The sequence below is a fragment of the Streptomyces sp. NPDC032940 genome (genome assembly GCF_040636935.1).
Taxonomy (GTDB): domain Bacteria; phylum Actinomycetota; class Actinomycetes; order Streptomycetales; family Streptomycetaceae; genus Streptomyces.
On record NZ_JBEZVJ010000003.1, the window covers coordinates 449,118 to 458,164 of the forward strand.

Annotated in this window: 8 protein-coding genes; all 8 read left to right on the forward strand. The window is 73.9% G+C overall.

From position 1 onward, the window contains the following. The first annotated feature begins 10 nt into the window (after positions 1–10). The 8 genes from AB0E77_RS07015 (at position 11) to AB0E77_RS07050 (ending at position 8,642) form a co-directional block, all read left to right on the forward strand. Positions 11–916, forward strand: coding sequence for an alpha/beta hydrolase (locus AB0E77_RS07015; protein ID WP_361566636.1), 906 nt, complete (start codon positions 11–13; stop codon positions 914–916). Between the two features lie 254 nt (positions 917–1,170). Then, a complete protein-coding gene (locus AB0E77_RS07020) occupies positions 1,171–2,793 on the forward strand; it encodes a class I adenylate-forming enzyme family protein (protein ID WP_361566638.1) in 1,623 nt (540 codons plus the stop codon). 5 nt (positions 2,794–2,798) lie between these two features. After that, positions 2,799–4,472, forward strand: a complete 1,674-nt coding sequence (locus AB0E77_RS07025; RefSeq protein ID WP_361566641.1) for an AMP-binding protein — start codon at positions 2,799–2,801, stop codon at positions 4,470–4,472. Next, positions 4,469–4,726 (forward strand): acyl carrier protein, encoded by a 258-nt coding sequence (locus tag AB0E77_RS07030; protein WP_161163652.1) that lies wholly within the window; start codon positions 4,469–4,471, stop codon positions 4,724–4,726. The genes AB0E77_RS07025 and AB0E77_RS07030 overlap by 4 nt, the downstream gene beginning before the upstream one ends. Beyond that, positions 4,723–5,739 carry a hypothetical protein gene (locus AB0E77_RS07035; RefSeq protein ID WP_361566642.1) on the forward strand — a complete coding sequence of 339 codons (1,017 nt, stop codon included), beginning with the start codon at positions 4,723–4,725 and terminating at the stop codon, positions 5,737–5,739. The genes AB0E77_RS07030 and AB0E77_RS07035 overlap by 4 nt, the downstream gene beginning before the upstream one ends. Next, a complete protein-coding gene (locus AB0E77_RS07040; protein WP_361566645.1) occupies positions 5,736–5,981 on the forward strand; it encodes an acyl carrier protein in 246 nt (81 codons plus the stop codon). The genes AB0E77_RS07035 and AB0E77_RS07040 overlap by 4 nt, the downstream gene beginning before the upstream one ends. Before the next feature lies 1 nt (position 5,982). Next, on the forward strand, positions 5,983–7,518 hold the full coding sequence (locus AB0E77_RS07045) for an AMP-binding protein (RefSeq protein ID WP_361566647.1): 1,536 nt from the start codon (positions 5,983–5,985) through the stop codon (positions 7,516–7,518). Further along, on the forward strand, positions 7,515–8,642 hold the full coding sequence (locus AB0E77_RS07050) for a ferritin-like domain-containing protein (RefSeq protein ID WP_361566650.1): 1,128 nt from the start codon (positions 7,515–7,517) through the stop codon (positions 8,640–8,642). The genes AB0E77_RS07045 and AB0E77_RS07050 overlap by 4 nt, the downstream gene beginning before the upstream one ends. The last annotated feature ends 405 nt before the right edge of the window (positions 8,643–9,047 follow it).

Here is a 9,047-nt window from a genome sequence, read left to right on the forward strand (position 1 = left end):
AGGAGCTCTCGTGGAGTCCGTGGAGAACGCCGAAGCCTCCCCGCCCCAGCCCGAACTGGCGGGCGTGCGCCACCGCTGGGTGACCGTGCGGGGCGGCGTACGCCTGCACGTCGCCGAGGCGGGAGAAGGGGAGCCCGTCGTGCTGCTGCACGGCTTCCCCCAGCACTGGTACGGCTGGCGGCGGCTGATCCCGCTGCTGTCCGGCCGCTACCGGCTGATCTGTGTGGACCAGCGCGGTTTCGGCTGGTCGGACGCGCCCGCCAAGGGCTACGACACCGACAGCAGGGTGGCCGACGTGGTCGCCCTGCTGGACGAACTGGGCCTGGAGCGGGTGCGGCTCATCGGGCACGACTGGGGCGCCTGGACGGGGTTCCACCTCTGTCTGACCGCGCCCGAGCGCGTCACGCACTACCTGGCGCTGAACATGATGCACCCCTGGCCGCTGCACCACCGCCTGATGCCGCAGTCCTGGCGGTTCTGGTACACGGCGCTGCTGGAGCAGCCGCTCCTCGGGCGCTGGCTGCTGCGCCGACGGCCCGGGTTCACGCGTTACCTGATGCGCAAGGGGGTGGTGGACCAGGCGGTCTGGACGGCGGACGCGAGGGAGGAGTTCGTCCGCTCCAGCCGGGAGCCCGCGCGGGCGCGCGCCGGGGAGGCACTGCACCGGGCCTTCGCCCTGCGGGACATCGCGCGGCTGCTGACGGGCCGCTACAAGAAGCTCCGGCTCACCACGCCGACCGTGATCATGGGCGGCCAGCGTGACTTCATGCTGCCCCCGGGCGTGCTGACGCCGGCCGGCCGGCACGCCGACGACCTGCGGGTCCAGGTGGTCCCGGACTGCGGCCACTACCTCCACGAGGAGCGGCCCGACCTGGTCGCCAAGGCCGCCGAGCGGCTCTTCTCCCGCGCGGGCTGACCCCCTTCGGCGACGGCTCCGCCGCCGGCCGCGCATCCGGCGGTGCGCCGGGCGCGGCCGTGGCGGAGCCGGAGCGTCCGGAAATTCTCGAAATCCGGTGGAGTGCATCGGCCGGGAACCACCTCTTGTCTCATGTCGGCCGCTCCCGACCGGACGGTGAGCGATCCCGACCACTTCCGACACCGGACAGCCTTCACCGGCGCGCACTTCGTGCTGCCCGGACGTCTTCGCCAGGCCGAGCAGGGGGACTTTCCATGCCTGACATATCCGCACTGAAGCTCGATGTCATGCCGCAGCCGACCGCACCGCTCGGGATCCTCCCGGCCGTCGCGGCGGAGAAGTACCCCGACACCCCCTTCCTCTCCGACACGCCCTGGCGCACCTACGACCGGCCGGTCCGCGACTTCGCCGACTTCGCCCGGGCCGTCGACGACTACGCCGACCGCTTCTGGGCCGGCGGCATCCGGCGCGGGGACGTCGTCGCCGTGGTGCAGCGCAACCACATCGAGGTCGAGGGCGTGATGTGCGCCCTCGGCAAGATCGGTGCCCTGCCCGCCCTGCTCTCGTCCGCCATGGAGACCGGGGAGCTCCTGGAGTGCTTCGCGCGCCTGGACGACCCGTACCTCGTCGTCGACTCGACCGGCCTCGCGCGGCTCGGCGAGCACCGCCACGCGCTGCGCCGGCTGACCCGCAACGTGCTGTGCCTGGAAAAGACGGACGCGAACTGGGTCGTCCCGCTCCAGGAACGCCTCGCGCACACCGCCGGGCCGCGCGACGCCGACGAGTGGTTCGTCATCACCCACTCCTCGGGCACCACCGGGGCGCCCAAGATGGCCGCGCACTCCACCCGTTCCCTGTTCGGCATGGTCGCGCCGATGATCATGATCTTCCGGGACCAGTACTCCCCGCAGGACCTGAACGCCAAGCACCTGTCCTTCGTGCACGCCCGCACCTGCGCGGGCACGCTCGCCTCGCTGGAGACCGCGATGCCCGCGCTGGCGATCGCCGACCCGGACCCCGCGAACGTCAAGCGGCTCATGCTCGAGCACCGACCGACCTCGCTCGAGACCCACCCCAACGTCTACATCCAGTGGGAGTCCCTCGCCGACGACCCCGACCGCCCGTTCCAGCACGTCGAGCGGTTCATCAGCACCTTCGACGCCATGCACCCGCGCACCGTGCGGACGCTGCTGAACGCCTCCGAGCACCCCCGCGCCCACTACTTCCAGGCCTACGGACAGACCGAGTCCGGGCCCATCTGCCTGCGCATCGTCACCCGCGAGGAGTCCGCCGACTACTCGCCGCGCAACGTCGGCCACAGCGGCGGCGGCATGGAGATCCGCATCGTCGACGAGCACGGCGTCCCGCAGCCGCCGAACACGCCCGGCGTGATCGAGACCCGCTCGCCCGGCCGCATGCGCGGCTACGTCGGCGGCGACCCGATGCCGCCCGAGGACGCCTGGTGGCCCATGGGGGACATCGGCCGCCTCCTCGACGACGGCTCGCTGGAACTGCTCGACCGCATCGTCGAACACGTCGACGGCGTCGGCAGCCTCCTGGAGAAGGAGGACCACCTGCTGGAGGCCCTGCCCGAACTGGTCGAACTCGTCCTGGTCAAGGACGACGACGGCACCGTCTTCGCGGTGGCCTGCCCCCGCCCGGACACCACCCCCGACGCCGAACGGTTCCGCGCCGTCGCCGCCGAGGCCGGGCTGCCCGGACTCCAGGTGCGCTTCTGGGAGTGGGAGGCCATGCCGGTCACCGGAACGAGCAAGGTCCGCAGGTCCGTGCTGCGCCGCAAGCTCGCCGGCCGCATCCACCGCACCGCCGCCACGACCACCGCCCCCCTCACCGCCACCGGCCCGAAGGAGGCCTGACCCGCATGACGCACCTCTGGCACGAGCTCTCCCGCGGCCTGCGCGACGGCACCCTGCTGCACACGCCCTCGCGCACCGAGGAACCCGTATCCGGCACGGCCCTGTTCGACCGCGCCGAGCGCACCGCCGGCGCCGTGCTCGCCGCCCGCGACGGCCGCGCCCCGCGCCGGGTCGGCCTGCTCATGGCCAACGGCGAACCCTGGGTCCGCGGCCTGCTCGCCGCGCTCCGCCTCGACGCGGCGGCCGTCCCACTGGCCCTCCCGGTCGCCTTCGGCGGCGCCGACGCCTACGCCGCCCACGTCCGCCGCATCGCCGAGGACGCGGAACTGGACGCCATGCTCGTCGACGGCAGCCTCGGCGGCCGGATCGTCGCCCGCGTCGCCGAGGCCGTCCCGCACATCCCGTTCATCGACATCGCCGACGCCCCCTCCGGCCGCGAGGACCTGCCCGCCCCGCACGGCGGCGGCACGGCACCCGCGATCATCCAGTACACCTCCGGCTCCACCTCCGCCCCCAAGGGCGTCGTGGTCAGCCACGCCAACGTCTCCGCCGGGCTCGACGCGATCGAGGCCGGGACCGGGTGGACGAGCGAGGACGGGCTCGGCGAGTGGCTGCCGCTCTTCCACGACATGGGCCTGTTCACGCTGCTCGCCGCGCTGCGCGCCGGCTCGCCGATCTGGCTGTGGCAGCCCGGCGACTTCGTCCGCCGCCCGATGCGGTGGCTCGCCGAGTTCGCCGCCAGCCGCGCCACGATCCTGCCCGCCCCGAACTTCTTCTACGACTACCTGGTCGCCGCCGCCGCGAAGGGCGTCCCCGACGACCTGGACCTGTCCGCCTGGCGCTACGGCGGCAACGGCTCCGAACCGGTGCGCCGCAGCAGCCTGGAGGAGTTCCAGCGGACGTTCGCGCCGTACGGGCTGCGCCCCCAGGTCGTCCAGCCCAACTACGGCCTCGCCGAGGCCACCCTCATCGTCAGCACCGGCACCCCCGGCTCCCCGTACCGCAGCCTGGAGGCGGAACGTTCCGGCCTCGCCGTCGGCGACCGCGTCCGGGAGGCCGCAGAACCCGGCCCCACCACCCGCACCGTCGTCTCCTGCGGCCGGCCCGTCGACGGTGTCGAGGTGCGCATCGGCGCCGCCGACGGCACCCCGCTCGAGGAGGGCGTGGTCGGCGAGGTGCAGATCGGCGGCGCCCCGGTCACGGCCGGCTACCTCGGACTCCCCGCCGAGCAGCAGCCGTTCACCCCGGACGGCATGCTCCGCACCGGCGACGTCGGCTTCCTGCACGACGGCGAGCTGTACGTCATGGGCCGCGTGAAGGCCATGGCCGTCGTCCGCGGCCAGAACTACTACGCCGAGGACGTCGAGGAGATCGTCAAGTCCACCCCCGGCGTCGACCGCAGGCACTGCGCCGCCTTCGCCTGGGAGGACGACCGGGAGGAGTACATGGTCGTGATCTGGGAGACGAAGCTCGACGCCGACACGGCCCGCGCGGTCGGCGAGGCCATCCGCACCCGGCTCGCCGAACACCTCGGCCTCACCGCCGTCGAGACCCTCGCCGTCTCCCCGCAGACCCTCCCCTTCACCAGCTCCGGCAAGGTCAAGCGCTCCGGCGCGGCCGACCTGTACCGCAAGCACCACTCCGCACCGACCACCGCCCCGGAAGGACAGCACTCGTGAGCGTCACCGCGACCCTGGACATCGTCGTACGGGCACTGGCCGCACAGGCCGGCGTCGCCGAGTCGTCCGTCGACCCCGACAAGCCGCTGTCGGCCGTGCCCGGCATCGAGTCCGTCAAGGCCCTGCGCGCGATCACCGAGATCGAGGACGAGTGCGACGTCGTCATCCCCGACGACTTCCTCTTCGAGACCGCGACCGTGCGCGAACTGGCCGACTTCGTGGCCCGGCTGACCCGGGAGGGCAGCTCCGTATGACCGTGGAGACCGCCGCCGCCGACACCCTGCTCGGCGCCCTCGACCGGTTCCGCACCGCCCCGTCCGACGTGGCCCGCTACGACACCGACACCACGACCGCGGCCCGCGCCCTGCGGGCCGCCCCGGGCCAGGTCGCGCGGCTCGCCTCGGCGGGACTGCCGCACGTCGTCGACCCGGCGCGGGGGCCGCTGTTCGACTACGACGACCTGATGAACGTCGGCATGTTCTGCGGCACCGGCCAGACCGTGCCCGAACTCGGCCTGCGCTTCCTGATGCGCTTCGCCGCCGCCCCCCGCACCAGCTGGTTCGCACCCCGCGACTGGGAGATCGGCGTCCACCCCTCTCGTACCGCCGGCGGCGAGGCGGCGGAGGACCGCGCCGCCGGCGACGGGCGCAAGGTGACCGTCCGGGTCCCCGACCTGTCCGCGCCCGGCGTGGAACTGCTGGAGGGCGGCCCGTTCGACGAGGCACTGCACCCCTCGGGATACACCGCGGCCGTCCGGCTGACCGGCGCCGCGCACACCGTGCGCGACCCGCGCATCCACGAGGCGTGGTCCGAGGTCGTCGACGCCCTGGCCACCCGCCGCGTCATCTACCAGACCGTGCCCGAACCCCTGCGCGCCGACCACCACCGGGCCTGGGAACTCGGCATCGCCGACTGCGTCGTCGCCTCCCGGCTGCTCGCCGACCGGCTGCGCGCGGCCGGACTCGAGGCGACCGCCCGGCGCGGCTACCTCCTCGGGCTGTTCGGCAGCGACCACGCCTGGTGCGACGTCGTCGAGGACGGCGTGCACAAGTCGCTCGACCCGGTCTTCGCCTTCGTCGCCACCGTCGGCGACGAACGCGGCGTCGCCGAGTCGCCCGAGTTCGCCGCGGCCTGCTTCGGCAGCCGCTTCAACCGGCTGCTGCCCTGCCGCACCGACAGCGCCGAACCCCTCGTCCACTTCGACGGCGAACCCGCCCCCTACTGGGCGATGGTCGGCGTCGGCGCCCGCCCCAGGAGGAGCTCATGACCGCCGTCCGCTCCCTGACCGACGTCCGCGCCCTGATCCGCGACAGCCTCGACCACCCCGTCCTGCTGGACCGGCTCGGCGACGACGAGGACTTCGCCGGGGCCGGCATCGGCTCGGGCGAGCTGATCCGCATCGCGCTGAGCCTGGAGGACGAACTCGGCCGGCCGCTCGAGGACGAGGAACTGCTCGGCCTCACCACGGTCCGCGCCGTCGCCCGGCTGGCCGGGGCGGAGGCGAACTGACATGTGGCTGAACCACGTGCTGCGCCGCGGCCTCGACCGGGACCCCGACGCCCTCGCCCTGCGCGACGCGCGCCGCGACGTCAGCTGGCGCACCCTGCACCGGGACGTGCGGGCCCTGGCCGCCCGGCTGCGCCACGACACCCTGCCCGGCAGCCGCGTCCTGGTGCTCAGCACCAACCGCGCCGAGGTGCTGGAGACCTACTTCGCGTGCGCCGCCGCCGGCCTGGTCGCGGTGCCGGTCAACCCGGCGCTGACCGACCCGGAGATCGGCGCCATCATGGAGTCCGTCGAGCCCTCGGCGGCCGTCGCCGAGGAGGCGTACGCGGCCCGGCTGGGCGCCCTGTACCCGGGGCTGCCGGTCACCAACATCGCGACCGTCGCCGAACTGCCCGACGCCGGCGCCGAGCCGGCGGACGAGACCGGACCCGGCATGGCCGACCCCGTGCTGATCCTGCACACCTCGGCGACGACCGGCCGCGCCAAGGGCGTCGTCGTCGACCAGCGCTCGCTCCAGATCAACGCGCTGTCCTGGATCGCCGACGTCGGCCCGCGCCCCGGCACCGCCTTCCTCAACGCCGGCCCGCTCTTCCACGGCAGCGTCGTCATCGCCCTGGACCACCTGGCCGCGGGCGGCACCGTCTGCGTCCTGGACCGCTTCACCCCGCAGGGCTGCCTCGCCGCCCTGGAGCGGTGGCGGATCGAGCACGCCTTCCTGGTGCCGTCCATGGTCCGGCTCCTGCTGCGCGCCAAGGGCCTGTCCCGCACCGACCTGTCCCGGCTGCGGCTCCTGCTGCACGGCGCCGCCCCGATGCCCGAGGAGCTGGCCCGCGAGGCGCGCGAGCGGCTCGGCACCGACCTGCAGACCATCTTCGGCATCACCGAGGGCGGCGGTCCCGTCCTCACCCTGCGCCCGGACACGCCCGTCGGCCCGCCGCCGGTCCCCGGGGCCGTCTGCGTCGGCGTGCCGATGCTCGGCGCCGGGCTGCGCGTCGTCGACGCCGAGGGGCGGGAGGTGCCCGCCGGTGTCATCGGCGAGCTCCAGGTCAGCGGCGACGGGCTGATGCAGGCCTACTGGAAGAACCCGGAGGCCACCGCCGGCGTCCTGCGCGACGGCCGGCTCAACACGCACGACGTGGGCTGCGTCGACCGCGACGGCCGGGTCTGGGTCGTGGACCGGCGCAACGACCTCATCCTGCGCGGCGGCCAGAACGTCTACCCGGCCGAGATCGAGCACGTCCTGCGGCAGTCCGCGGACGTCGCCGACGTGGTCGTCGTCCCCGTGCCGTCCGAGACCTGGGGCCAGACGCCGGTGGCGTTCGTGCAGCCCGCCGCCGACGACCGGTTCGACCCGGAGGAACTGCTGCGGCTGTGCGTGGCGGGCCTCGCCCCCTACAAGCGGCCCACCCACTTCCTGCCGATCGAGCGCATCCCGCGCAACCCGGCGGGCAAGGCCCTGCGCACCGACCTGCGCGAGATCGCCCGGCAGACGCTCACCGCCGACAGGACGCTCACCGCCGACAGGGAGAACACCGCATGAGCACCACCGACTACACGCGTCCCGAGATACTGACGGACCTCGCCGGTGAGTGGGCCGTCCCGGTCAACGGCAGGGCCGTCATCCAGTGGGACTACGACCGGCGCAACGACAAACTGGTCCGGCTCTACCAGCAGGGCAAGCAGCGCCAGTGGGACATGGACGAGCGGCTCGACTGGGACCACGAGGTCGACCCCGACGACCCGCTGGGCCTGCCCGACGACTTCATCTCCATCGCCGGGTCCAAGCTGTGGGACCGGCTGCCGGAGAGCGAGCGGCGCATCGTGCGCCGGCACAGCAGCGGCTGGCTGTACTCGCAGTTCCTCCACTCCGAGCAGGCCGCGCTGATCGCGGTCGGCAAGATCCTGCTCACCGTGGAGGACCTGGACTCCAAGCTGTACGCGGCCACGCAGATGATGGACGAGGCCCGGCACGTGGAGGGCTTCAACCGCTTCCTGCACACGAAGATCGGGCTGCGCTACGGCCTGTCCCCGTCGATCTCCGCCATGTTCGAGCAGGCGATGCGCGAACCCCGCTGGGACTTCGGGGTGCTGGCGGCGCACATCCTCGTCGAGAACATGGGCCTGGCCACCTTCGGCGTCCACCGCGAACGGCTGCGCGACCCGCTGGCCCGCGCCTTCAGCGCGTACGTCGCCCGCGACGAGGCCCGGCACGTGGCCTTCGGCCGGCTGCTGCTGCGCGGCTACTACCCGCAGCTGTCCGAGGCGGAGCTCAAGGAACGCGAGGACTTCGTCGTCGAGGGCTGCTGGGCGCTGCGCGACCGGTACGTCGACGACGAGATCTGGCAGCAGCTCGGGTACGGCGAGGAGGCGATCAAGGCCTCCCGGCGCTCGCCCGCCAAGCGGGAGTTCCGCCGGCTGGTCTTCATGCGCATCGTGCCCGGCCTCAAGGAGATCGGGATGTTCGGGCCCCGGGTCCAGGAAGCGCTGGCCAAGATGGGCGTCCTCGGCTTCCACGAGGTGGACGAGGAGGCGCTGCGCGCCCTGGACGACAAGGCCGCGGTGGACGCGCTGACCGAGCGGGAGATGGCGTTCCGGCACCGCGACATCCAGCAGGTCGCGGACCTCGGCAGCGCGGCGCCCTCCGACGGCACCCCGGCCCCCTGAACCGGGCCGCCGCCGCCCGGGGCACGTCCCCCGTCCCCGCCGCGGCGGCGGCCCTACCCCACCCGCCCGGCCCGGGGCGCGGGTACCTGCGGTGCCGGCCGGCCGGGGACGCGGCCACCCACGGCGCCGCGCCGTCCGACGCAAGGCCTGGGTCCGACCCGCCCCGCGGCCTGGGCCGGTCCCGTCCGATCTGCGGTCGCGGGTGCTTTCGGGCCCGCCGTGGCAGCCCGGCGGGCCCGAACGCCCCCGGGCAGCCGCGGCGGCGGGCCGGCGCCGGCCGGGGGCCCCCCCCCCCGGCTAGGTCGTTGATAAAGGCCACCCCCCCCCCAAACCCCACCCCCCCCCCCCCGCGCCCCCGGCCCCCCCCCCCCCCCAAAAAAAAAAACCACGAAACGCGGGCGGCAA